We start from the raw sequence: 25,208 nt of genomic DNA on the forward strand, positions 1-25,208 counted from the left end.
CCTATGTTTGCGCTTGGAAAATCTACAAGCGCCGTCCCACAACATCTTTGAGCCGGCACCGAATCTCACATTTCATTTCAGATGGAATCATTTCCAAAAAGGAATAAATGCCCAACAATCTTTTTGGTTGTTTCGAATGCGACCAAACATGCGATCATGCTGACCAATCCGGATGCAAGAGCGAATCCAAGCGCATTCACACCAATCACGGATGTCAAAATCGCGCTAAGAGAAAAATTTGCGACCAAAAACGCGGCTTGCACAACCAGAAACGCCATTTTGGCATTGCACAATACCAGGATGCCAGAGGCAGCAAGAAACAGTGCGTGCAGCAACGTGCCAACGATTCCCATTCGAAGAATCAAAAACTGATCAAGCCTCAGGCCCATGGCAGATGCAATTGCAGGGGCCAACAACAACAGAGCGGCAGAAACCGCGAACTGCGTCATCATGATTCGAAAGACACCGGTCCAGATCATTTCCGATACCGCCCGTCCTGACGATTTTGCTGCGCGCAACGTCACCCCATTGGACAGTTTTGCCCAAAACCGATCCATCGCACGGCGCACAGGCTCTTCGAAATAAATAGCCAGGCTTGCAAGCCCGGGCAGTGCAGATAGCTGAGCAAGAAACAATGCACTGTCATAGGTGGGCATATGCCGGAAACCGGCGACGGAACTTTGACCACCAGACCCAAACCAAACAACCCATTTGTCGGCCCAAATTCCCATTATCGCCAGCGAGGCACCCACCGCAAGTGGCCATGTTTTCCTGGCACAAATGCGCAGCTGAACACCGGCCTCGCGCAATTTGGCGAGCTGATGTCCGGTCTGTAAGAATGGTTCAAGACAAAGGGCAAGGCACAAGGCGATACCCGTTGTAAAACACCAGACCAATACACTCGCGTCGCCTGCATGATTTGCAACCGCAACGCTCAGCCCAAGGGCAATGATCAAACCCGTACTGAACGAAAGGATCAAACGTCGACGCGCTTTGCACGCCGCCAGAACTGCAAATGCCACCCACATCATTGCGGAGATCGATGTGAGTAATGCAAAAGCGAGCGTCAACGACGGGTTCGACAACCCAAGAACCAGCACGACGATCAGCACCAAGGCTTCGGCTGTAAGCCCGGCCACGCCACACGCCACCAGCAACAGCGCACCAATGGCCGACGGTTCGAGCGGCATTTCTGCATCCGCAACCGTTCGCGCTGCGATAATACCTACCGGTGCGGCGACAATGGGGGCGAGCATGAATGCATAGACCACAGCTAGGCGCATGTCCTCCAGAGCTTCGTCTGGGAACCGGTTTTCGGCGATCCACGAGATCAAGATCAAAGTCACGATCACAAGAAGCCAAGGACCTGCCGCCAGAACCAATGCGGCGATCAGGCTGCGAAGCGGACTCAGGATGGGGCCGTCCAGCCACCAGTCAACCTGCCTGAGCACCGCTTGCAGTTTCAGCCGGAGAGAGGGGTTTGAGCTCATGCAACAAGGTCCTCGTAAAGCGCGGCGTAGGCGGCCGAAGAGGATTTTGAGGTGAAGCTTTGTTCGACCCGAGTACGCAAGGCTTCACCACATTCAACGCGCAGCGCATCGTCCGACAAAAGGCGGATCACCGCGGCGGCGAGCGCATCCGGGTCCATTGGCGGCACAACGAATCCACCGCGTCCAAGCGCGGGTGTTTCATTTTCCGGCCCTTCTATGATGTCGCGGCACGACCCGACATCGGTTGCGACGCACGGAATTCGCGCAGCACCGGCTTCAAGAAGCACAAGCGGTTGCGCCTCGCTGATCGAGGTCAGCAGCAAAACGTCAAGCGACGTCAGAATTTCAAAAATATCCATGCGCCCCATGAAGCGGACAGTCGTGTCGAGGTTCAGCTCAGACACCCGTTTTCTGCAGGCATCATAATATTCCGGATCTTCATCTGTCGGTCCAATTACCAAAACTTCGACGTCCGGCACAGACTCGCGGATCAGTGCCGCCGCACGGATACAGGCTTCGATATCTTTGATCGGAACCACCCGTCCGATTAACCCGACAACTGGACGCGGTTTGTTGGACAGGGGTTTCAATTCATCGAACCTCTCCAACGCAATGCCGTTCGGAATGACAGAAAGACGATTTTCAGCGGCTCCCAATGCGCGCTGGAACCCTTGATTGGCGCTATAGAGCGTTGTGATACGATCAGCCTTCACATAGGCGATTTTGGCAAAACTCTCGAACATTGCGATCCACAGATCACGGGTATCCCGCCGTGGGTCCTTAAGAGTAAAGCCCTTTTGAACGTGATCTTTCAGCCAGTCGGCCATGATCATGTCGATTCGCCGTTCATTGGTATAGATGCCATGTTCGGTGATCGCCAACCGCCCGCCGGTTTCCCGCGCGGCTCTCGCAGCAAAAAGCCCCGCATATCCCGTTGAAATAGCGTGATACATACGTGCCGGCGGAACAGGTGATGTCAGTACAGAGATCATGCCGCCAACCAGCGTGCGCCAAGCCCAGAAAAAATCCGAAAAAGCGGCTTCTGGTGCCAATTGGGTCGCGCAGGTTTCAATGACCTCCCAAGCTGGTCTGGAAGAAATCAGGTCAGCATGGTCAGGACGAAAGGTGCGACCTGGTACAGACGGAAACCCACGACGCACCGGCGTCGTCGCAAGGTCGCACAGCGTATCAAAAGCATCCGCGTCACCATTTTCCCATAGTCGCACAAGCGCGTTTCCAAACATCGAAGCATCGATTTTCGGACCTCCCAGTCGGGGCGGTTTTTGTGTCGTGCTAAGGGGCAAGACCTGCAGGTCCAGAACATTTTCCGGCAGGTCGTATTTCAAGTCACGCACAGTGTCGTCCGCTGTAATAGCGAGCACCGAAAAACTCTTGGTTTTCTGCTCCCGGATAAGCCAATCCAACCAGGACGACACTCCACCAGCGACAAATGGATAACATCCTTCAACCACCAAACACACATCTGCGCTGCGTATATCTGTCATGTCGAAATCAATTCACTTGTGAGTTTCGGCTTTTCCGAAACTGGTCTTGATCCAGGTGCGAGTACCGGGCGAAGCACGATGTCCAGCTCTGCGGGGTCTATAAAACCGGAGGCCGACACAGCCAAAATTTCAGCTTCCAGCGCGTCTCCAGACAATGCGTGTTCACCTTTCGCGAGCCTTCGGGCACGCGCGGCGAATGTGTCCCGCAGATGTGCAAAGACAGTCGCTGCTTGAACACGCACTGCAGGGATTTCAGAGGCAAGCGCGCGCTCTAGAACAGGCCGAAGATCAGCTGAATAATGTCTGACGATCGCGGCCAAAGCCGTTTGCTGATCCGCCAGCGAGCCGGAGTTGAACACGTCCTCCAACGATGGCTCCAACGAATCTCGAATTCGGGGTCGGCGGCCTTCTGCAATTTCCTGAAGAATGAATTCGGCCCGCGTAACACTTGGACTGTTTCGATGCGTGTCGAATGGTTTTAGATTTGTTTTGCATGCGGAAGCAGTCGTGATCATAATGATCGGTCCGGCAAACGGGCCAAGCGTCAACGCGGAAATGGCAAAAAACACCGCACCATGCCGATCAAAAACACGTAGCACACCACATAATAAAACCGAAAATGCGCCGTAGAATATCACTGCCGCCCAAAATCCAATATAAATGGAAATAGTCACCGCCAAAACCGCACCCAGCGTTAAGAAAAACGCGGCAGCTCTGCGCAGCAATGATATGTCAGGCACGTTTCTGAGAGAGCGTTTGCGCTCTTTTGTCGAGGCCAAGATCTAGGCTAATCCTGTCAATCGCGATGCGGGCCATCTCGGCTATGAGGTCGAGACGCTCCGCTCCCGCGTCAGCTTCTGTGCGGGTGTTAGCGAAGAATATAACCGTTGCCGTCAATCCATGCTCTACATGCGCGCGTTTTTGAACGATCCGCGCAGCGCCATCGGCATCAAGACCGGCATCCTGCAAATTTACCGCGCCGGTGCCTCTGTTTCCGAGTAAGGCAACCAGGGCAGCGGACATGTCTTTGGGGTTACAGCCCAAGTCAGGGGCACTCCCGATAAATAACGGATCTTCTCCTGGTGCGGCTGCGATCAGTGCGACGGGCCCCTCGAAAAGAGCTGACGACGCCGCTTCAAAGCTCGCGGGAAGTTCCTCTCCGCGTGCGCCTGCAAGCGCAGCAAGGACAGGCAAGGCCTGCGTAAAAACGGTTTGGCTCGTCGGCACGTCGACTGTGGCCTGCTGTGCTGCGGTGCCGATCCGGGCAGCAGAACCACGCTCCATGTCCAGAACGAGACTGTCCATCCTCTCGATTTCCGCAGCAAGGCTATCGGAGACCCCTTCGAGCCTTTTGACGTCTTCCCGCAAACCTTCCGTTTCGAGGATTTTCCTTTGGCTATACAACCCGACAATAAGAGCCACGACGAGCCATTGAAGGGGAAGCACCGCGACCCGAGCGGCATAGACAGCAGCGTCTTCACCAACAAATCGGTCCGGCCACCCCATAAGGAACGTCGCCAAAGCCACAGTTGCGATGCCAACACCTGGGCCATGCTGTAAAGACGCAATCAGAATTACGATCCAAAAAGGATGTAGTTTCAAAGTTTCGTAAAATCCGGCCCCAAACAAAAGCGGTTCGGCACCGGCAATCAACACCAGCAGGACCGCTGCTTCAATAAGCCCACGCAACATATCATAGGTGCTGCTGCGTGAGGTTCGGCTTGGGGGTTCCTCCGCCAATTCCCTTTCGGTCAGCGTCCTCACCTGAGAACCCTCTCCGCTGAAACCAGTGGCGTATCACCGGCAGTGCCGACCGTTACGATGTCGCCCGGTAGTAAACGCGTGGTCTCATTGGGCTCAACCAAACGGATATCATCTCCGTTTTGACGATTCACGGTCACGACACGGTTTGCTAAAGCGCCCAGCGCCCTCAATTGTTGCTCCACAGATGCCAATTCAGCATCTATCGCGCTCTGCCTCACATGGGTCTCGACGATATCGAGAGCCAAGGCTTTGCTGCTTTCAGCGCGCTCCAGTTGAATGGTTCTGTCATGGCGATTTACCGCATGGCGGGCTTCAATCACGCGCGTCTCGGCATCCTGCAAGACAAGAGCGAAGTCCGCCACCTGATCATTCATGCTCTCGAGTCGCAACTCGGCGAAATGCCTGTTCGAGTTGCATCGACCGCGACATTCGCTTGAAACTTCACGTTCCAGCGCATCGCGTTTGAGTTTTAGATCTTCGTAGCGTGCCGCCACCATCGAACGTCGCGAATTCGCCAGTTCGAGCGTCGCTTCAAGCTCTGCGCGTCTTGCGCTGTCACGTGCCTCGCGTATTTCCCGCTCGCTTGCCGCAGCTTCCAGCACTGCCACTTCGCTTCTGATCCGATCATCTTCGATTTGGCGGATCGCCACGTCAACCGTACCGTCGAACAAAGGAAATGTCTCTTCAGGTGCACGTTGTGCAGAAAGGCGCTTCTGACGAAGTAAAAGCCCCGACCGCAATGTGCGCAATTCTTCACGACGCGCCTCCAAGCTGCGCCGGAGTGCGGCGTGTGAGCTGCTGCTGCCATCACCCGACTTTGCCAGGAGCCTATCCACCGTTAACCCGGGATCGTACTCATAACTACCGGGGGAAATCACCTCTCCTTTTACAAGCACCGGTGGGCGCTTGGCAAAAGAGGCTGTCACTGTCGTCGAGAGTTTCATCTGTGATGACAGAGCATCTCTGACGGCCGTCTCAAGGCACGTCAAAGGCTTGCCCTGTGCAGGCACACGCCCAATGCCGGGGATGGCGACTTCTCCGGTGGAGCCGACGGCAAACGTGCCCGAAAGGTCGCGCCGTTCAAATCGTCCAAAGTTGCTCTCGGAATGTTCAAAAACACGTAATGTCAGATGATCGCCAACAACTGCGCGATCCGCGACGTCACTCCCGCTGTCGCAACTGTTGCCAGACAATATTCGATCAAGCAGACCTCGGCTCTGCGGCTCAGTTTCTTTCAACATCACATACGACACCATGCTGTCGGGCATATCGGTTTCGTGCCGTGCACGATGCACCATAGAGTCCGTTGCGACCGTCATGGCTGTGGCCAGTGACGTGTCTCGGTTGTCTCCAACCAACGAAGGCAAGGTTTCAATACCGCCGAAAACCATCAGGGCAGCAAGGCCAATTCCAGCCTTCGAGAGCATCGTGCTTAACATTCCAGACCCTTCTTTGCCAACGCACTCAATGCCTTAACTTGATGTTAAGACTACCGTATTCTTGCCCAGAAATCTCCACAATTCTACATTAGGTCTGATTCTTATCCATATGGCCAGCCAAACTCATCCCAAAGGCGGAGCCTTCGCCAACTTTTGGCTGGGGCTTGCTCTTTGTCTGCAGTTTTGGGTGATGCCGACGATTCTTTCCGCGGCTTGTCTTGCCGCTAAAGCCATGCCGAAATACGTGATTGCGTTAATTGATGGGCGTCAGGAACCGGCTCCGGAAAAAGGCCGCATCGCTCGGCATTTGAACGCAACACTTTCCAAGCACGGATTATTGCCGATCTATATCGACGTGTCCCAACCTCTTCCTGACGCGCTTTCCATGGTCGATGTTGCAGGAGTGTTGAGTTGGTTCGATGGCAGAGTGCCGAACCCGTCCGGTCTGAGTATTTGGCTGGACGCTCAATCCGACACATGCGGCAGCAGTCTGCCCGAGGTAATGATCGGAGATCCGGGTGGCCAAGCACTTTGGACCAGGCTTGGCACCAATGAAACTGACATCGCAATCCTGCATGATGGAACCTCAGCACGGTTGGAAACCGCCCCGGAATGGTTCGCAAAACAAGAGCTTATCACGATACCGCCGAGTCGGCTCATCGCGCCAACGCTTCCGGATAGCGCCGAGCCTCTCGCAACATTGAAAGCAACAGATGGCACGCGCCGTGCTCTGGGCTTCCAGCTCAAGACCCGCACCTGGCTGTCTGACAAGTCGGTTGTCGCACAAGACCCGCGCGGGCCAACCATCTGGTCGGCAAACCCGGACCGCATTGTTGAAGCCTCTACCGGCCATGGACCACGACCCGTACCCGACCTGGCCGTATTCCAAGGCCGACGTATCGCATTGGCCATTTTGCTTGCGGATGGGTGGGGCCAGCGCTCTGCAGCCACCGTGCAGTCATCTCTGGGAACAGCGGCGCACGAATTCGCCAACGACATACTCGGTTCGGACGGACCCGTCGTCACGTTCGGCTGGCCAGATCCAAAAATTCAGCCCGGCCTTGAAGATAGGGCCGCATTCGACGCAGGTGTCGCGTTTGCAGACAGGTCGCATGTCGTTCCGGTCCCCATCACTGCCAGTGCAAATGGCATCGAGTTTCAGACATCTTTTTCGCTACGCCTGTCACGTTCCAAAGCCGGCGCTTTGCACGCGACACCCCAGATAATTCCGCCAACCCTGTCATTCCAGCACGGAGAGCCCGCTTTTGGCGATGCGTCAGGGCTGCACAAACGCAATACAGCCGCTGCACAAGGCGATATCCCTTGGCCGTCTGGACCCGATACGTTGGTCATGCGCGCCGATGACCTGCTCAACTTTTCCGCCCGCGAAGCGATCAAAAACGCACGACAGGTGCACTCATCATCGATGCGCAATGCCATGGATATCTCACGTTACGCGGCATGGCTTGCCGGCGCAGCGTCGACGCGGCTTGTTCGTAAAACATCGAACACATGGTACATCCGTGATCGGGGCGATCTGCAGACAGTACGTGTCGACCGGGCCGAGGAATGGGCCTTGGATGCAGAAAAAAGCAAAGGTGTCCTTGGTGCCAGACGCTTTGGCCCATCGCTGTTCGTGACTGTCGATCCCGCGCACGACGCGCCAATTATGGCGCTGACCCCGCGCAGTGACACCGATATCGTATTGACCGGGCAAATGATCGGCATCGTCGAAGCAGGACCGACCCTTGCCAACATGAGCGTTGCTGGCTGTCAGACGCAGATCTCTGCTGTCGGTCATGGCCACATCATATTCCGCGCTATGCACCGGCCTGAGGTGACAGCCGATAGCACGTTGCTTGCCGTGACATCGGTCGGAAACGGCAAATGGCGCGTTGTTTTGCCAAGCGCCAAATCGCCGAAAACCCTTACATTCGCCGTGGGGTGCAACTGATGCACGAGCGCGACGCATTTCTGAAACTGATAATATTGGCCGGGTTGAGTGCAGTTGCAGCGCTTATCCTGTTACCTAAAGGAGAGTTGGGCCAAGAAGCAGAACTTGCCTCCCTGCCGCCTTCCGGGTCGCTTGCAAGATTGGACGCTATGGGCGACCAGCTTACGCCACAACTGGCGTTTCGTCATGCCGAACTTACCGCAGCATCAGGCAATGCAAAGGCGGCGGATGCCTTGCTGGCCTCTCTTGCCAAGCGCTTTGGCGAGACCAATGCAATCGCCACTGCGCGCGCCAACCTTGCGTTACGATCGGGCGACCTTGAATTGGCAGGTGAGCATTTTGAAAGAGCATCTTCGCTGGCAAACGATCCTGTTCAAAGACAACGATTGGGACATCTCTATCGTCAGTTGGGCGACGGCGAAAAGGAACGGGCATTGCTGAAGGCTGTCGATTTTGCCGACCTCACCGGATTCGAACGATTGCGACTGGTTGATATCGTGGCAGCCCAAGGTGCCATGTCGGAGGCCCGTGCACTGGCTGAAACCGCCGTTCAGATGGGCGGCACCGACGCAAAAAAGCAAGCCGAACGGTACGCAGCACTTGCTTTATCTGCGGACGATCCTGACGATTTTGTAAAGACGATGGCGGGCTGGCTTGACGGGCCAAATGCCGAAGCTCTTGCTTTGCCCATCGCGACAATCATAGCCACAATACCACAGCAGTCCCGCGCAATTGCGTCGCAAATGGTTGCCAGCGCTCCCGAAACCCGGCCTCTTCTGGTCTCGACGCTCTCTCGGGTCGAATTGTTTGGTGCCGCACGGATGTTGGCGCAGCCGTGGTCAATCTCCGGGCCGCCCGATCGCGAAAGTTGGGATGCGCTTGTTTTTTATGCCGATCGGAGCGCCGATGTTGGTCTGCTAGAAGCAACCCTAAGGCATTCAGACGTTCCGGACGACCTGAAGCTCCAATATCTTTTACCGTTGGTCCGTTACGGGGGCGGGCAGGCACTTTTGCCATATCGCCATTGGCTTTCAGATGATCGTCTTGAATCGGTGCCACTCGTCGATGCGGCATGGGCGATCTGGAAGCAGTTTCCGGATGCTGCCTTTGACGCGTTGCGGCAGGCGGCGACACCAGAAACCGACCCGGTACTCTGGCGTGCGATTGCAAGCGAGCTCGGAGGCACCGGGTATCTGGAGCGGCTGCACGCTCTGTCTCAGAGCGATACAGATATCGCCGCCATGTTTCGTCGGTGACAAGTTGTTTGCCACAGGTGCGGCAGCCCGTTAGCAGGGATCGGAATCACCGATAATGGGACGCGGGCGGTGCAAGATATGAAAAGCTGCCATCTGGGACGATATACGGCGCATATCCCCTGTCGCGGGCCTTTTGCGCGATAATCTTGGCCTGGTCATTGGAAGCAAAATCCAAAGATAAAACGGATATACCACGGTTCAGATAATCTTGTGTCAAAGCGGCATGCAGGTCAGGATGGTCCGCCGCGCCAAACCCGTCTTCAATCATGATGCCGTCAATCGCGTCGCGGTAAGCGTCAAAGTCATCACGCGCCGACGCTGGTGCATCGCGACCAATAAATACGCCGTTATTGACAACGATCAGTGCATCGCAACGGATCTCTCGCGCCTTCGACGCGATCTCTTTGACAAGGTTTAACATGACAGCAGCCGACATCTCGATGCTGCGGGGGGTGTCCGGCAATCCTGAAACCAATGATCCCGCGACGAAATAGTTCAACACATCATCAAGAAATAGACCATCCGCTCCGGTGGCCAACAAGCGTTCCACACGTTCGTGCAGTATGCCGCGCCATTCGGGCTGCCAGAATGCAGCAAGTTTGTCACCGTGCGCGGTGACTGGTCCAACCCAGCTTGGGATTGACCTGTCGGAAGGCCAATAATCGCGCCAAGGCTCGACCTCGGTCAAATTCAGATAGACCAGAACCGGCCGTGAGCCGTCTTGTCCAATAGTCTGAATTTCGGCGGGCGTGAAGAAACGCTCTTTTCCGTCGGATGTATCAAGCGCTCCGACTTTCGCCGCTTCCATGATGAGCAAACCGTGTGAGGTGTCGTTCAGCGTGTCAGCGTTGAAATCCGGCCCCCAATATTGCACCCCGTATCCGTTTTGGAGCGCGTCCTGCATTTTTCCAGCGCGGTCGTCCTGCGACACCTCACATGCCATGCCGATCACTGGTGACGCTAAAAGACACATGGGTAGCAACGCGTGGCCGAACATTGTCATGCCAGAGCGCTTTTGCCGTCGGCTATGCTCAAGCTTTCAAAATCTTCCAGGACGCGATTTGCCCAGCGAGCGTCTGCTCCGATCCGATTACGCCGTTTAATCCGCGGCTCCATCATCGCAACTTGGAAACGCCAGTGATCCCGACACATTTCCTCAAGACCAAGTTCTGCACTCCAATTGAAAAGGGCCGACGCAAGCGACGGATCGGCAAGGGACAGACCGACATCTCCGGGCCTGCGTGGACCGATCTGATAAGGTATCTGAAACCCGCACACTTTTGAAAAAGCATTCAGCACCTCAAGCACGGTATGCCCCTTCCCGGTGCCCAGGTTCACCTTTCGATGTGGCAAGATATTGGTCATCTGTGAAAAAAGATGCTCTACCGCCGCGACATGACCCCGGGCGAGATCAACCACGTGAATGTAATCGCGGCTGCCCGTGCCATCATGCGTTTCGTAGTCGTTTCCAAATATTTGCACTTTGTTGCGCATGCCCGCTGCCGCCTGAACAATAAAGGGAAAAAGGTTGTTAGGCGGTCCGTTGGGATTTTCCCCGATAAAGCCGGACGGATGTGCCCCAACCGGATTGAAATAGCGCAGTGACAAAGCATGAAAATCATCCGTGGACACAACAAAATCGTCGATGATGTCTTCAATCATCAGCTTGCTGCGTCCATACGGGTTCTGGCCACATGTCAGCGCGGTTTCTGGGATCGGCAGCACCTTGGCGTCGCCATACACAGTGGCCGATGAGGAAAAGACCAATCTTTTGCATCCCGTCCCACGCATCGCCGACAAGACCGACAACGCACCGTTGATATTGTCGTGGTAGTAGAGCAGAGGATCAGCGACAGACTCGCCAACCGCCTTTTTGCCGGCGAAATGAATCACCGCATCGACTGAATGACGCTGAATGACATCAGCAACAAGACGTGCGTTTCGAACATCCCCCTCAACAAGCCAAATCTTACCGCCGCCGGTGATTTTCGGCACGCCTGCCAAAGCATCACGGGCAGAATTTTCGAAGTTGTCGATTATAACAACAGAGTAGCCTGCATTTAACAATTCGACGGTCGTGTGAGAGCCGATATATCCCGCACCTCCGGTTGCCAGTATGCATTTTGTCATTGCCGTCTCCGTGCGCTCGTCGTGTCTTTCGAGACCGATTATTTTCTATCACGCGAAAGTAATGTCACAGGCGTCCAGCTCGCTCCTTTGAAGCCCGACAAGGGTCAGGAACACAGTGTCTCCATCCATCAAACGAACATCGCCGTCGTGATCCACAAAATCGTTCAATGCATCTGCTTCATCTGACCAGTGGAACAGTTCAGAAACGGTTTCCGGGGCGAAAACCAAGTTGTCCTCGCTTGGCTGGTAATCCAGCACCACCGATCCGGCCGAAGCGGAATTGATAATGAAACCGTCTTTTCCATTACCCCCAAGCAGCCAGTCCGCGCCACCGCCACCGTCAATAATGTCGTCGGCAGAACCACCGATGATGATTTCGGTCGCCGCGGTGCCACCCGTACCTTGATCGACATGGTCTACGACCAACGTGTTCATGCCACCGTCCAGCACAACATCTAGCGTGCTACCGGTCCAGTTGGATGCCCCCTCGGCCCCCCGTATGATGACAGCACCCGTGTCCCAAACCGGAGCGAGACTAAGTGACGCCACGCCATCTCCATAGATCACCGCATGCAACTCGCGGCCATCCCCTGTAACCGACACCAGTTCCGCGCGGTCTGGCAAAGCAGTCAGGCGCGTAACATCATCCGTCGGGACGCCCAAGGTGATATCGAACTGGCCACCGTTCTGTGGCAGAAAGACCTGTGTGTCGTCCCAGGCATACCAGCCCGCCACCGACGCGATTTGTTCGCCGACGTCCAGCGCAAAACGTCCCGCCGCATCGCCGGAAACAATGTTCGCCATAAGAACGTCATCGGCGCGGCTCAAGGTCAATTCGCTGTCCTCAAAGGTCGCGATGCGTTCTGCCAAATCCTGCCCGGTTACAAATTCCGTCCCGGCCTCGTGTGCACCCGCAAGAAAATTGTCGAACATTTCGAATGTGTAGAGCGACGGTTCTCCGCCGAACCCCCACTCGGTCGGACCATAGTCGTGCCAGGGGAAGGCAATGATCGGCGTGGCTCCATTGTTGGTGATATCAGCAAATTCCTCGCTCCAGATCGCCGCTGCTTCTTCTGGCGTCTTGTTCTGAAATTGAATGAGCGAAAAATCGAAAGACATGTTCGGAGCAAGGTAAACGGCATCCTGAAGATCTGGGGTAAGGTATCCGAAAGCGCCGGGATAGCCCGCCCCCTCGCCGGAATATCCGCCGGACATATAATCGAAAAAACGAATTATTTCCCGCGACGTATCGAGCGTTTCAGGGGCACCGGGCACCGCCGCTCCTGTCACGTTGATGCCAAGCTGCTGTTCGATCTCGAAAGCAGAGGTTTCAAATTGAAACCGATACGAGTTCAAAAGGATGTCTTGCTCAGCCGCTGTCAGCTCCCAAGGATCAACTGAATCTGAATTGCGAGGATCGACAAGGTCCAACAGCGTCAAAAGTTCAGGTGTATCACCGTTCAGCAGATTGGTGTCGTTCGGGTGCGTATAGCTGTGGGTTCCGATCTCGTTCCCCATCGCAAGAAGTTCTTGATAGAGCGGTGCCGAGATCTCCCAATCAGTCTGCCGATCCGGCGGGTTAGCACCCACGTTGATATAGTAAGAGCCCACGAAATTGTATTTATCCAGCCAATCTGCCAAAATCGCATTCAGGCTGTCATAGACGCCGGGTTCCTGTATCACGACATCAAAGACCTGTTGGCTTAGGTCCATATCGTTGCGCGAATAAAAAATGGATGGATTGCGCGACATTTGCAGCGCAACATCCGCTGTGCCGATATCATCCTTGGCGATCCAGTCGATCGCTTCATGCAAGATGTTCGAATTGCCGATCACCGCGTCAGTAGCGAAATGCACATTCCGGTTTCCGGCAATTTCAGTTGCAACAACAGCCGCCCGGGGTGTTTCAACACCATCCAGCATGGTGATCTGATCAAAGAGCACCGAACCTGCTCCGGTCACGTCGCGGAAGTTCAGGTAGGACGTGAGCGTTTCATAGGAATCGACCAACGTACCCGCATCATACTCATCCAGAATGGGGTTGCTGCCATCCCGGGCAAACACCTCAATGCCATCCGTTAGGCCAAACCCGTCCAACGTCACACCCAGCAACGATTGCATCTGCGCGTAGGAATTGCCCGGCAACGCCGCACCTGTTTCGTCATTGGTCATGAAATTGCCAGCGGCAATGATCCCGGTGCCAGACTGAACCGCAATATCCAGCGCCGCTTTGATCTCGGACAGCTGGTTTGTCTGAACATTGGCAAACCCGGGGAAAACCAGAACATCATATTCGGCCAGCCGAGCCGCATCTGTCAGGTCTGCTTCGCCAAGTAGATCAAACGGAATGCCTGCCTGCATCGCTTGGGCCTGCGCCGACATCACCAACTGGCCATAATTTGTCAGATTAAAATAGTTTTCGGCTGAGGTTTCAGAATAAACAATGCCAACCTTCAGATCTGGTGAGCCGGGTGGCAACTCAGGAGTCCCCGCTATCAGGTCAACATTGGAATAATCACCCGGCAGAAAGACTTGATTGTTGATGTCGGCAAAAACCCGAACCCCATCGCTGATCCCGGCGACCGCCAAAGGCACTGCGATTTCCGCAACCGTCGCGTCGTCGCTGTAGCGAATATTAACATCGGTGACGAACACCTCTCCGGCTCCGCCCGTGTAAAGCGCAGCAGTGCCATCGGCGGCGATTTCGATATTGTATTCTACACCCCCAGCAAACCCCCAGATCTGGTATCCGGTGGATCGATCCAGTTCTGTATCCAGCCAGAGTGTCGTATTCTCGCCGATCGGGATTGGCGCAGTCAGCGCAAACACCGCGTTGTCCCCGGTGATCTGACCGCGAATGGTCGATTCATCCTCAGCGGTAAAGAGCAGCGTCGCACCCTCCCAATCCGCCAGATCGCCATCAAGCGTAACGGCCCCGACAGGCACCGGGTCAGGAAGCGTCTGGCCATCATTTCCGACAATCAGGTCAACATTGGAATAATCACCCGGCAGAAAGACCTGGTTGTTGATGTCGGCAAATACCCGAACCCCATCGCTGATCCCGGCGACCGCCAAAGGCACTGCGATTTCCGCAACCGTCGCGTCGTCGCTGTAGCGAATATCAACATCGGTGACGAACACCTCTCCGGCCCCGCCCGTGTAAAGCGCAGCAGTGCCATCCCCGGCGATTTCGATATTGTATTCTACACCCCCAGCAAACCCCCAGATCTGGTATCCGGTGGTTCGATCCAGATCCGTATCCAGCCAGAGTGTCGTATTCTGGCCAATTGCTACTTCCCCACTGATGGCAAAAAACAGGCTGTCCGAACTCATCGCGCCATAAAGCGCGTATTGCGTTGGTCCTCTGTCCACATACAACAGCTCGTCGTCTGTCCAGTCAGCAAGCGTTCCGTCGATGACTTTTGGTAAAATCTGGCTGGGCAAGGCAGCACTCCGTTGGAAAGGCGACAAAGAAGGGCAGTTGCGGCGGGGTGCAACAAACCGTTACTTTATCGGCGACAATGAGGACGCAGCGCAATTAAACAGACGGCGCAGTCCTGGCAAAAAACTTCCACCTAAAGGTGCAGCCGCCTCCGATGAACCCTGCCCGTACTGGTCGCCAACACCTTTGCGATGTGAAATTCCGCTCGACCGGGCGAGTGACTGGGCTTGTTGATCATTAAGATCAAAAACGTGACCTAAATGGTCATGCACCGCGATTGCCACAACTAAAGAGTGTCAGTGGTGAGCCGTGCAGGGATCGAACCTGCGACCCACTGATTAAAAGTCAGTTGCTCTACCAACTGAGCTAACGGCCCACTGGCGCGGTGTTTAGAAACAGGGCGGGTATGGGTCAACCCCAAAAAACACAATCCGCTCGGGATTTTACAATGTCACAAGTCTGCCATGGCGCTGCACTGGAAACAGGTGGGCTGGCGGCGTATATGCGCTGTCATGACGCGACACGACTCAAACACATTGGCATTCATGAAAATGCATGGCCTCGGCAATGATTTTGTCGTGCTGGACGCACGCAAGCAGCCGGTCTGTGTTACGGCGGATTTGGTCCGCGCGATAGGCGACCGGCATATGGGTGTGGGATTTGATCAGCTTGCCATCATAGAGGATGGTGCAGATAGCGCGGATGCGCGTCTTGTGTTTTACAACGCCGATGGATCGACGGCTGGGGCCTGTGGCAATGCGACCCGCTGCATTGCACGGTATTTGATGGAGGAAACCGGGGCGTCAGACGTGGTTTTGGTGACCGAGCGCGGTACGCTGCATGCGTCGGATGCCGGCGGCGGCTTGACATCTGTCAATATGGGGCACCCGCACCTTGACTGGCAGGATGTGCCTTTGGCTCGTGCGGTTGACACATTGCAGTTGCCAATTGAGGGCAGCCCTACAGCAACCGGCATGGGCAACCCGCATTGTACGTTCTTTGTCGACGACGCAGAAGCGGTTGATCTTGAACATAAGGGCGCACAGATCGAACACCATCCCCTGTATCCTAAACGAACCAATGTGCAATTTGCCAGCGTCATTGGAAACAACCATGTGCGCATGCGTGTCTGGGAACGCGGTGTCGGTGTGACCCTGGCATCCGGTTCATCCTCTTGTGCGACCGCAGTTGCCGCCGCGCGTCGTGGATTGACCGGTCGGTCCGTAACCCTTGAACTGGATGGCGGTCAGATCAACATTGACTGGCGCGACGACGGCGTTTGGATGACCGGCCCGACCGCCCATGTGTTTTCCGGCACATTCAATGCCGCTTGGCTGGAGTCCGTATCATGACCGCGCCGAAATTCACCACGCTTGGGTGCCGCCTGAACGCTTATGAAACCGAAGCGATGAAAGACCTCGCCGCTCAGGCCGGCCTGGAAAACGCTGTGGTTGTGAACACCTGCGCCGTCACCGCCGAAGCGGTGCGCAAGGCCCGCCAAGAGATTCGCAAATTGCGGCGCGATAACCCGGATGCCAAGGTTATTGTAACCGGCTGCGCGGCCCAGACCGAACCAGATACCTTTGCGCGGATGGACGAAGTGGATGCCGTGATCGGCAACACCGAAAAGATGACACCAGATACCTGGAAAGGTCTTGCCGCCAACTTTATCGGTCAGACCGAATCTGTTCAGGTCAATGACATCATGTCCGTAACCGAGACCGCGCAACACCTGATTGACGGCTTTGGCACCCGGTCACGCGCTTATGTTCAGGTTCAAAATGGCTGTGACCATCGCTGCACCTTTTGCATCATTCCCTACGGGCGCGGCAATTCCCGATCCGTACCAGCCGGTGTGATCGTGGATCAGATCAAACGGCTTGTGGACAAGGGGTTTAACGAGGTGGTTCTGACAGGCGTTGACCTGACCTCTTGGGGCGCTGATTTGCCCGCGACACCGCAGCTTGGCGATCTGGTGATGCGCATCCTCAAGCTTGTGCCGGATTTGCCACGTCTCCGGATCAGCTCGATCGATTCCATCGAAGTAGATGACAACCTGATGATGGCAATCGCGACAGAGCCGCGTCTGATGCCGCATCTGCATCTGTCGTTGCAACATGGCGATGATCTTATTCTCAAACGTATGAAGCGCCGCCACTTGCGGGATGATGCGATCCGGTTTGCCGAAGACGCCCGCAAAATGCGCCCGGACATGACATTCGGAGCCGACATCATCGCAGGTTTTCCAACCGAGACCGAGGCACAGTTTGAAAACTCGCTGAAATTGGTCGATGACTGCCATTTAACCTGGTTGCATGTGTTCCCCTACTCTCCGCGTCAGGGCACGCCTGCGGCGCGCATGCCGCAGGTCGATGGACGGGCCATCAAAGACCGCGCGGCGCGGTTGCGGGCGCTGGGCCAAATCGCCGTCACCCGACACCTGAGTGCCCAGCATGGGCGCGCGCATAATGTTCTGATGGAAGCCCCGGACATGGGCCGGACGGAACAATTTACCGAAGTAAAGTTCACCGATTCCCAACCGGTGGGCCAAATCGTACCGGTCAAAATTCGGGGCGATGATGGTCAACGACTGATGGTATGAAGCGCGGCGGGCGTGCAAAGCGCGCAACGTTTTTGGTCATAAGCCAACATGGCATGATCAACAGCCTATCCCGGCCCAAATTCAACATCCCAAGCATTTGCAACGGACCAAAAATTCCGTCACATAAAACGTATGACTGATCAATCCCGCGCCTTATGCGTGCATCTTCTGACCGCAACCGGCGCGGTATTCGCCATGTTGGCCCTTCTGGCTGCCGCCCAGGGGGAATGGTCGATCATGTTCTTGTGGCTTGTCGTGGCTTTTGCGGTCGATGGTGTCGATGGCCCCCTGGCCCGGAAATACAATGTCAAAACCCATGCGCCGCGATTTGATGGTGTGCTGTTGGATTTGATCATCGACTATCTCACCTATGTCTTCATACCGGCCTTTGCGCTGTTTCAGTCCGGTTTGTTGCCAGGCTGGATGGGATGGTTTGCAATTATCATCATCACCTTTGCCAGCGCTTTGTATTTTGCAGACAATCGCATGAAAACATCCGACAATTCCTTTCACGGATTTCCCGGGTGCTGGAACATGCTGATTTTGGTGCTGTTTGCAATTGAACCGAACTTCTGGGTCTCGTTAACCTTGGTGGCGGTTCTGGCCGTGGCGATGTTCCTGCCGTTGAAATTCATTCACCCGGTGCGCACAGAGCGCTGGCGCGCGGTATCGCTTCCGGTTGCATTGGCCTGGACATTTTTTGCCGGCTGGGCTGCCTGGGTCGATTTCCATCCCGAAAGCTGGGCGCATTGGGGGCTTGTGGCAACATCCGTTTATCTGATTGCGGTTGGGATCGTGCAGCAGGTCTTTCCCGTCAAAAACCAGTGATTGCACTTCCCGGCTAAGAGGCGCAGGACAGCAGGATGTTTATTCCAAGCGCCCAGAACCCGATCCTTGCTGCGGGTTTGACATTGCTTGCCTCGGCTTTTGTCGCGGGTACGACGTTGCTGGCCAAAATGTTGGGAACACATGAATTGGGCCCGCCGCTCAATCCTCTGCAAATCAGTCAGGGCCGGTTCATCTTTGCGCTACTGGCGTTTGGGTGTACCGCCTGGATTCTGAGGCTTCGCTTTACCGATATTGCCTGGCCGACCCACACGTTGCGCGTGGTGTGCGGCTGGGGCGGTGTCACACTGATGTTTGCCGCCGCAACATTCATCCCCTTGTCAGACGCCACCGCGATCAGTTTTCTCAACCCGGTGATCGCGATGCTGTTGGCTGTTCCGCTTTTGAATGAACGCGTCGGACCAATACGTCTGACCGCGGCCCTTATCGCCTTTACCGGAGCAATGATCCTGTTGCGTCCAACCCCCGAAGCCTTTCAGCCAGCCGCGCTGTTCGCGCTTGGCGCAGCACTGGCTTTGGGGTTCGAGGTCATCGTGATCAAACGTCTTGCCGGACGCGAGGGGCCAATGCAGATCCTTCTGGTCAACAATGTGATCGGTGTCGTGATCTCTTCTGTTGCGGCAATTGCATTCTGGATTGCACCGACACCAGAACAATGGCTGGCGCTGGCTGGAATTGGTTTTCTGATGGCAGCAGCCCAAGCCTGTTTCATCAATGCAATTGCCCGTGCCGATGCCAGCTTTGTTGGCCCGTTCTTCTATGCCACATTGGTCTTTGCCGCGCTGTATGATTTCATTTGGTTCGACATACGTCCCGACACGGTGTCGGTCATTGGCGCGACAATTATCATGTGTGGCGCGGGTTTACTGGCCTGGCGCGAAGCGCGGCTCAGGCCTTCAGGCGATACCCGCGCTTGAAGAACCACCAAGCCAGCACATTCACGGCAATCGTTGCCCCGACGGTCACAGACGCCCCCAGCCAAGGGCTGCTGTCAGACACACCCAACATGCCCCAACGCACACCGTCAATCAGATAGAAGATCGGATTCATATGGGTGATGTCATTCAAAACCGGCGGCAAAGACTGAACCGAATAGAACGTGCCAGATAAAAACGCCAAGGGCGTCACAATGAAATTGGTGATTGCGGCCATCTGATCAAATTTTTCTGCAAACACGCCGGCAACCATGCCAATACCTGACATTAGCGCACCGCCGATCACGACAAAAAACAAGGCTGTCACTGGATGTTGCGGCAGAATGCCCAGAAAAAGCCAAAGCGCAATCGCGATGGCCACGGCCACGAAAAGCCCGCGCGCGATGCCACCGGCCAGATAGCCCAGAACCAGTTCTAGTGCCGATAAAGGTGGCATCAGGGTATCAACGATATTGCCCTGAACCTTTGAAATGACAATCGACGATGATGTGTTGGCAAAGGCATTCTGAATCACCGTCATCATCAGGATACCCGGTGCCAGAAACGTGGTGAAATCAACACCCATCACATCCCCCCGGCGCGGGCCGATTGCGATGGTAAAGATCACCAGAAACAGACCCGCCGTGACCAGGGGTGCCAACAGGGTTTGTGTCCAGACATTGACAAATCGCAGGATCTCGCGCTGTGCCAATGTGAACAGGCCAAGCCAATTCACCCGCCCGAACCGGCGTTCTTGTGCAATCATCTGGCCTTTTGGCTGCATTGCCTGCATCTCCTCTGTCTGCGCGGGTTGTAACTCGGCTGCGCATGATTAGAATAAGGGACGACTTAGAGATATCGGGCGGCCAACGCAAACGGCCGCTCTTTTTGATGGAGGGCATGATGTCCTGGACCGATGAACGTGTTGAGCTGCTCAAGAAGATGTGGGGCGAAGGCCAGTCTGCAAGTCAGATCGCCAAGGAACTGGGCGGCGTCACCCGCAATGCGGTAATTGGTAAGGTCCACCGTCTTGGGCTGTCAAACCGCGCCGGTGCAGCAGGGGCCGCAAAGACGGACCCAAAGCCAGCGGCAAAGGCGGATGCAAAGCCCAAACCCGCACCCAAGCCCGTTCCCACACCCCCGAAACCGGTCAAGCCCGAAGTGGTGATGGAGACCAAATCAGCCACACCTCCGCCCAGTCCGCGCCGGCAAATTATTCCGGCAGGCCAACCCCTGCCGCCGCAACCCTCTGCCAACGAGATCAGCCCGGAAGCATTGGCCAAGGTGAACGCGGTCGAAAAGAAGGCGAAAAAGCTATCGCTGATGGAGCTGACCGAACGCACCTGCAAATGGCCCGTCGGTGACCCGGCAACCGAGAACTTCTGGTTCTGCGGCCTGCCCGTGCAACAAGGCAAACCCTATTGCGAAGCGCATGTCGGCGTGGCGTTCCAACCCATGTCCTCGCGCCGGGATCGTCGCCGGTAGGAAAGGCAGACCTTATCCCGCCGCGATGCGTTGAGCCGGAGCATTGATCACCCCGCGTTATTCCAGCGCATCAGCAACAAGCTCGATCCAGTCGCGACCGCCGGATCGCCCACCCAGATGCTGCGCAAGAAAATCCTCAACCCGGCGCGCATGGCGGATCTCGTTCTGCCAGCGCGCAATACCATGGCCTTCATCCTCAAAGATCAACTCATCCACCGCTTTACCCGACTCGCGGGCCGCATTCAAAAACGCTTCTGACTGTTCAAACCCGACAACGCTGTCCCGTTTTCCGGCCACCACCAACATCGGATCTTCCAGCGAATTCACCCGCGTGACCGGGGAATATGCCGTCATGATTTCGGCATCCTCGGTCATGTCCGGATCGCCGAAATAGCGTGTTGTGTATTCCGGCGTCAGGCCCCAGGCGAATGGGTTATTCCGCATCTGGTACAACACATCAAGCACGGCATGTTCCGCAATTCCCGCCGCAAACACGTCTGCGTCCCGCACCATGGCCATCGCCGCAGCGTATCCACCATAGCTGCCACCCTGGATTGCCACCGCATTGGGATCGGCGATGCCCTGCGCGATCGCCCATTTGGCCGCATCGACCAGGTCATCTTGCATCGCGCGACCGAACTGACCAAAGCCTTTGGACTGAAACTCAAGTCCAAACCCGGTTGATCCACGAAAGTTGACGGCCAAAACGGCGTAGCCGCGATTGGCAAGGAACTGTCGAAAATGGTGGTATTCCCATTGCAGATGCAGCGCCGGGCCACCATGCACTTCAACAACAAGCGGCACAGGCCCTTCAACCCCTTGCGGACGCACCAGAACCGCATGAAGATCCGTCCCGTCGCGGGCTTTGATCGTCACCTCTTCAGACGGCACAAGGTGATCCAGATAACGCTCGCGGAAGGAAAATGTGCCCAACGCCTGCTCTTGCCCGGTATCCAGATCAAACAAATGGTAGGTATAGTTCAGCGCATCCGGTGATAATGTAGCCGTGACGAAGCGACCCGAGCCAGCCCAACTTAGCGTGTTCACCTCAACGCGGTCAGCCTTGGCAGCGATCAAGTCCCGCAGGGTTTCACCGCGATCCGTCAGTGCGTGCACATCCGACGCTCCAATATGGGTCAGCACGGCATCAATCTGCCCATCATGCGGATCAAGGTTCACCAGTTCATAGATATCCTCATCCGCTTCGGCAAAGATCACTGTTTCGGCACCCGTGGTCAGATCAACCCGCACCAGCGCAGCCTTGTCCCGATCACGACCGGACACCGCTAGGGCGAAACTTTGGTCCGGTGTCACCTCGTGGATTTGGAAAACCGTGTTGACCGACAGCGTTGTCAAAACCCGCCAATCGTCTGCATCACGCACCAGATAGGACAGGGTACCCTCCTCTGCCCGGTCAATCCTGATTACCGGCTCAAGGTCTGCCGACATGATCCAACCGACGGTCTGGCCTTCATTTTCGATCAGAAGCTGTTTGTTTCCGCCGTCCTGATTGGTAGTGTAGAGGTCTGCAAAGGCCGGGTTGCGGTCCCGCGACGCCACAAGCCACGCATCCGAAGCGTCGCTCACACGGTTTGAAATGAACCAGTTGTTGAACCCCCGAGGCGTGACATCGCGCCAGTTGTCCTGATCTGGCTGTGTGGGGTCGATGCGCCAAAGACGGCCTTCAATTATGGCCAGCAGCGCGGGTTGTGTATCGTCCCAATAGAAGAAATCGACATCTGTGAGCGTTGTCACGATAGCCTGATCCGCTGCGGTTCCTACACGCACCACAGTGTCGGCCAACTCAACCGCGCTCCATGCCAGCCATTGGCCATCCGCACTTGGCTTGTAATTCCATTCACCACGTCGATCCGCCCAAAAATCGCGAACCGGGATAATTGGCGGCAGGTCAGCCGCTGCAAGGGTGGGATGCGTCGGCGCAGTGTCACGGGACCAAAGTGCCAAAGCACCTGCCGCAAAAAGAGTAATGACAACCAGACTTCCCAATATCCACTTCAAGAAACGCATATCAATAACCTGTCGCTATTGCATTGACCCAGATGCACATGCTCACCCTTTCGTGAGCGCGCAGGACAGAATTAGGCGAGAGTTTCGAACCTCACAATCAACGGCGACCATGGCAGGCAGTATTCTGCGCATGAAGCCGATGTCATAGCCCCTTTTCCTCATGCGCGCTTACCGCTATGAGCCGCTCATGTCGCAAAACCCGCCATCCCTTCGCCCCGATCTCGCGCCTGCCGCGCGCATCTCCGACACACCGCGCATCGGTCAACCGACCATCGGCATGGTGTCGCTGGGTTGTCCCAAGGCGCTGGTGGACAGTGAGCGTATCCTGACCCGGCTGCGCGCCGAAGGGTATGGGATCAGCCCGGATTATTCCGGCGCGGATGCGGTGATTGTGAACACCTGCGGGTTTCTGGACAGCGCCAAGGCCGAGAGCCTTGATGCCATTGGCGAGGCTTTGGCCGAGAACGGGCGCGTGATTGTCACCGGCTGTCTGGGGGCGGAGCCCGACTATATCACCGGCGCGCATCCCAAGGTGCTGGCCGTCACCGGACCGCATCAATACGAGCAAGTGCTGGATGCCGTGCACACCGCCGTGCCGCCCGCGCCTGATCCGTTTGTTGATCTGCTTCCTGCAAGCGGCGTCAAGCTGACCCCACGCCATTACAGCTATCTGAAGATCTCGGAAGGCTGCAATCACAAGTGCAAGTTCTGCATCATCCCCGACATGCGCGGGCTGCTGACCTCGCGCCCTGCCAAGGCGGTGCTGCGCGAGGCGGAAAAGCTGGTCGAAAGCGGCGTGCGGGAGTTGCTGGTGATCTCTCAGGACACCTCGGCCTATGGCACGGACTGGAAGGACCGGGACGAGAAGTTCCCGATCCTGAGCCTCGCCCGTGATCTGGGCGCGTTGGGGGCGTGGGTGCGGATGCATTACGTCTACCCCTACCCCCATGTGCGCGAATTGATCCCTTTGATGGCCGAAGGGCTGGTGCTGCCCTACCTCGACATTCCATTCCAGCACGCGCATCCCGACACGCTCAAACGCATGGCCCGGCCTGCGGCGGCGTCGCGCACGCTGGACGAGATTGCCGCCTGGCGCGATGTGTGCCCGGACATCACCCTGCGCTCGACCTTTATCGTCGGCTATCCGGGGGAAACCGAGGCCGAGTTCCAGACGCTGCTGGATTGGCTGGACGAGGCGCAACTGGATCGGGTGGGATGTTTTCAGTACGAAAACGTAGACGGCGCGCGGTCGAACGCGCTGCCGGATCATGTGCCGGCCGAGATAAAGCAAGACCGCTGGGACCGCTTCATGGCCAAGGCGCAGGCCATTTCCGAGGCCAAGCTGGCCGCGAAAGTCGGCACCCGCATGGATGTGATCATTGATGACGTCGACGCAGACGGCATCGCCACCTGCCGCACCAAGGCAGACGCGCCCGAGATCGACGGCAATCTCTTTATCGACGCGGGCACCGAGGGCCTGAGCGTGGGCGAGATCGTCTCGGTCGAGGTGGACGAGGCTGGCGCATACGACCTTTGGGGGCGTCTTTAGCCCTTAGCTGCACAGCGGCGTGCGCTGAACCGGGTTCACCAGCAAATCCGCGTCATCCGATGCCTCGGCCAGCAATGCCTCGAAAAAGGCCAAGCGGTTCGGCATCACCTGCCTGACCAGCGTTTCGATCTCTTCGGGCAAGCGCCCAGGGTGCATCAACAGGGCCCAGGCAAACAAGGCAGATTCGGCAAAGTCCTCTTTGTCGGGATATTGCGCTGCGTAGTCGGTGATAAATGTCCCATCCGCCTCTTGCGCCGCGCGCCAGTCCGGCGAACTGGCATGGGGGATGTCCAATGTCGCATGGACGCTTTCGTGAAACACGGTTTCCTCAAGATCATTATTGGCAATCCGTGTGGCGATATTGTCGGAATAAAGCACGAAGAACTGGCCTGCATCCTCGGCAAAGGCGGTTTCATCGCCGGAATGGATCACGACATGGTTCAACGCCTCGCGCATCGGGATCGGCAACCGGCCCACGGCGGTCGCAACCTCTTCGGCAATCGCCCGCGCGTCCTCGGCGGTGCCAATGTCGGGATGCAGCCAAAGCGGCACCACATCGAGATCGTTGAACGCGGCTTCAAAGATATGAACGCCATCCGCAAACAGCGCATCCGTGCGCTTGTCCGGCATCTCGCGCCGGTCGGTTCCGATGTAATCGACGCAGACAAATGCCGTGGGATCAGCGGCCGTGATGAAATCAAGATCGTTCGACGCGACCGAGTTGGGAAAAAGCGGCTGCGCCAGCGCCGGGCTCGCCATCGCCACGGCTGTGAATATGAGAATCCGCATCAAATCAATCCTTGT

The 25,208-nt window shown here is 56.3% G+C and carries 19 protein-coding genes and 1 tRNA gene; 8 read left to right on the forward strand and 12 right to left on the reverse strand.

All coding sequences use genetic code 11. The features are described 5' to 3' along the window. Positions 1-77 precede the first annotated feature (77 nt). The 5 genes from pelG to ACG74X_RS01025 all read right to left on the reverse strand — a co-directional run bounded on the left by pelG (position 78) and on the right by ACG74X_RS01025 (position 6,198). Positions 78-1,490, reverse strand: coding sequence for an exopolysaccharide Pel transporter PelG (pelG, locus tag ACG74X_RS01005; RefSeq protein WP_411232074.1), 1,413 nt, complete (start codon positions 1,488-1,490; stop codon positions 78-80). Further along, on the reverse strand, positions 1,487-2,995 hold the full coding sequence (pelF, locus tag ACG74X_RS01010) for a GT4 family glycosyltransferase PelF (protein WP_411232075.1): 1,509 nt from the start codon (positions 2,993-2,995) through the stop codon (positions 1,487-1,489). The genes pelG and pelF overlap by 4 nt, the downstream gene beginning before the upstream one ends. Next, a complete protein-coding gene (locus ACG74X_RS01015; protein WP_411232076.1) occupies positions 2,992-3,735 on the reverse strand; it encodes a hypothetical protein in 744 nt (247 codons plus the stop codon). The genes pelF and ACG74X_RS01015 overlap by 4 nt, the downstream gene beginning before the upstream one ends. Next, complete coding sequence (locus tag ACG74X_RS01020) at positions 3,728-4,501, reverse strand: hypothetical protein (protein WP_411232078.1); 774 nt, start codon at positions 4,499-4,501, stop codon at positions 3,728-3,730. Before ACG74X_RS01020 ends, ACG74X_RS01015 begins: the two co-directional genes overlap by 8 nt. A gap of 254 nt (positions 4,502-4,755) precedes the next feature. Then, positions 4,756-6,198, reverse strand: coding sequence for a polysaccharide biosynthesis/export family protein (locus tag ACG74X_RS01025; protein ID WP_411232079.1), 1,443 nt, complete (start codon positions 6,196-6,198; stop codon positions 4,756-4,758). A gap of 232 nt (positions 6,199-6,430) precedes the next feature. On the opposite strand from ACG74X_RS01025, the gene ACG74X_RS01030 reads away from it, so the two are divergent. Then, positions 6,431-8,152 carry a hypothetical protein gene (locus ACG74X_RS01030; protein ID WP_411232081.1) on the forward strand — a complete coding sequence of 574 codons (1,722 nt, stop codon included), beginning with the start codon at positions 6,431-6,433 and terminating at the stop codon, positions 8,150-8,152. 149 nt (positions 8,153-8,301) lie between these two features. Next, positions 8,302-9,408, forward strand: a complete 1,107-nt coding sequence (locus tag ACG74X_RS01035; protein WP_411232082.1) for a tetratricopeptide repeat protein — start codon at positions 8,302-8,304, stop codon at positions 9,406-9,408. 46 nt (positions 9,409-9,454) lie between these two features. Here the strand turns inward: ACG74X_RS01035 and ACG74X_RS01040 are convergent, their stop codons facing one another. From ACG74X_RS01040 to ACG74X_RS01055, 4 genes are all read right to left on the reverse strand, one after another. Continuing rightward, positions 9,455-10,312, reverse strand: coding sequence for an endo alpha-1,4 polygalactosaminidase (locus tag ACG74X_RS01040; protein ID WP_411232084.1), 858 nt, complete (start codon positions 10,310-10,312; stop codon positions 9,455-9,457). Positions 10,313-10,407: 95 nt separating this feature from the next. Then, positions 10,408-11,538 (reverse strand): UDP-glucose 4-epimerase GalE, encoded by a 1,131-nt coding sequence (galE, locus tag ACG74X_RS01045; protein ID WP_411232086.1) that lies wholly within the window; start codon positions 11,536-11,538, stop codon positions 10,408-10,410. Between the two features lie 48 nt (positions 11,539-11,586). Then, positions 11,587-14,982: a hypothetical protein gene (locus ACG74X_RS01050; protein WP_411232088.1), complete on the reverse strand. Its 3,396-nt coding sequence runs from the start codon at positions 14,980-14,982 to the stop codon at positions 11,587-11,589. A gap of 298 nt (positions 14,983-15,280) precedes the next feature. Beyond that, positions 15,281-15,356: transfer RNA gene (locus ACG74X_RS01055), tRNA-Lys, on the reverse strand. A 136-nt stretch (positions 15,357-15,492) separates the two neighbouring features. Between ACG74X_RS01055 and dapF the strand changes: the two genes are divergently transcribed. From dapF to ACG74X_RS01075, 4 genes are all read left to right on the forward strand, one after another. Next, positions 15,493-16,332 (forward strand): diaminopimelate epimerase, encoded by an 840-nt coding sequence (gene dapF / locus ACG74X_RS01060; protein WP_411232089.1) that lies wholly within the window; start codon positions 15,493-15,495, stop codon positions 16,330-16,332. Continuing rightward, positions 16,329-17,582 carry a tRNA (N(6)-L-threonylcarbamoyladenosine(37)-C(2))-methylthiotransferase MtaB gene (gene mtaB / locus ACG74X_RS01065; RefSeq protein ID WP_411232090.1) on the forward strand — a complete coding sequence of 418 codons (1,254 nt, stop codon included), beginning with the start codon at positions 16,329-16,331 and terminating at the stop codon, positions 17,580-17,582. Before dapF ends, mtaB begins: the two co-directional genes overlap by 4 nt. A 132-nt stretch (positions 17,583-17,714) precedes the next feature. Further along, a complete protein-coding gene (locus ACG74X_RS01070; RefSeq protein ID WP_411232092.1) occupies positions 17,715-18,410 on the forward strand; it encodes a CDP-alcohol phosphatidyltransferase family protein in 696 nt (231 codons plus the stop codon). A 35-nt stretch (positions 18,411-18,445) separates the two neighbouring features. Next, positions 18,446-19,345 carry a DMT family transporter gene (locus tag ACG74X_RS01075; RefSeq protein ID WP_411232093.1) on the forward strand — a complete coding sequence of 300 codons (900 nt, stop codon included), beginning with the start codon at positions 18,446-18,448 and terminating at the stop codon, positions 19,343-19,345. Here ACG74X_RS01075 and ACG74X_RS01080 read toward each other — a convergent pair. Further along, complete coding sequence (locus tag ACG74X_RS01080; protein WP_411232095.1) at positions 19,317-20,126, reverse strand: ABC transporter permease; 810 nt, start codon at positions 20,124-20,126, stop codon at positions 19,317-19,319. The genes ACG74X_RS01075 and ACG74X_RS01080 overlap by 29 nt on opposite strands. Before the next feature lie 119 nt (positions 20,127-20,245). Between ACG74X_RS01080 and ACG74X_RS01085 the strand changes: the two genes are divergently transcribed. Continuing rightward, positions 20,246-20,827, forward strand: a complete 582-nt coding sequence (locus ACG74X_RS01085; protein ID WP_411232097.1) for a GcrA family cell cycle regulator — start codon at positions 20,246-20,248, stop codon at positions 20,825-20,827. A gap of 57 nt (positions 20,828-20,884) precedes the next feature. Here ACG74X_RS01085 and ACG74X_RS01090 read toward each other — a convergent pair whose 3' ends face one another. Further along, positions 20,885-22,855, reverse strand: a complete 1,971-nt coding sequence (locus ACG74X_RS01090; protein ID WP_411232098.1) for an alpha/beta hydrolase family protein — start codon at positions 22,853-22,855, stop codon at positions 20,885-20,887. Between the two features lie 187 nt (positions 22,856-23,042). On the opposite strand from ACG74X_RS01090, the gene rimO reads away from it, so the two are divergent. Beyond that, on the forward strand, positions 23,043-24,404 hold the full coding sequence (rimO, locus tag ACG74X_RS01095) for a 30S ribosomal protein S12 methylthiotransferase RimO (protein ID WP_411232870.1): 1,362 nt from the start codon (positions 23,043-23,045) through the stop codon (positions 24,402-24,404). 3 nt (positions 24,405-24,407) lie between these two features. Here rimO and ACG74X_RS01100 read toward each other — a convergent pair whose 3' ends face one another. Continuing rightward, on the reverse strand, positions 24,408-25,193 hold the full coding sequence (locus ACG74X_RS01100) for a hypothetical protein (protein WP_411232100.1): 786 nt from the start codon (positions 25,191-25,193) through the stop codon (positions 24,408-24,410). Positions 25,194-25,208 lie beyond the last annotated feature (15 nt).

Source organism: Marivita sp. S0852 (assembly GCF_046591575.1).
Taxonomy (GTDB): Bacteria; Pseudomonadota; Alphaproteobacteria; order Rhodobacterales; family Rhodobacteraceae; genus Marivita.